Genomic DNA, 594 nt, shown 5'->3' with positions numbered 1-594 from the left:
ATAAAACCGTCACAAGCGGACAGCTCGAGAGCGTCATTAAAGAGGCTGGCGGCAAGCTTCTGAAAGAGGTAACCGTCTTTGACGTATACGAAGGCGAACATATGGAGGAAGGCAAGAAGTCAGTCGCTTTCTCACTCCAGTATGTCAACCCTGAACAAACACTGACTGAAGAAGAAGTGACAAAAGCGCACAGCAAAGTGCTGAAGGCGTTAGAAAACACATATCAAGCTGTTTTAAGAGGCTGATAAAATAAAAAAAGCTTGCAGAGAAATGCAAGCTCAGCGTGTCGGCAAACCCTCGCATTCGTTGTCAAGTCTGCGCGTTGGTGCTCACGAATTAGAACATTCGCTGTGCTCCAATGCTCGGCTTTTCTAGACTTCAAGGGTTTTCAATCACGCTGAAAAGATGAAAAAAGCTTGCAGAGAAATCTGCAAGCTTTTTTTCTAGGAACGTTTTTTATCAGCAAGGCGCTGCGCTTTTTGCGTATTGGCGAAATGGAGTTTTGTAAAGGTTCTGAGTGCGGATGCCCCTTTTTTGAGGATCAGCTTGGCGGCCGCTTCATCGACGTGAGGACCGGCCCCTTTTGGAAGCGTC

The 594-nt window shown here is 46.8% G+C and carries 1 protein-coding gene and 1 pseudogene; one reads left to right on the top strand and one right to left on the bottom strand.

The features are described 5' to 3' along the window. Positions 1–245: phenylalanine--tRNA ligase subunit beta-related protein (locus ACWHAR_RS29680; protein WP_452088764.1), on the top strand; the 245-nt coding region annotated here is incomplete at its 5' end. 198 nt (positions 246–443) lie between these two features. Here the strand turns inward: ACWHAR_RS29680 and ACWHAR_RS29675 are convergent. Beyond that, positions 444–594, bottom strand: a pseudogene (locus tag ACWHAR_RS29675) (ribonuclease HIII); the annotation flags it as partial.

The sequence above is a fragment of the Bacillus sp. LR--39 genome (assembly GCF_053613335.1).
The sequence above is the reverse complement of the archived record's forward strand: the minus strand, read 5'-3'. Positions and strand labels throughout refer to the sequence as shown.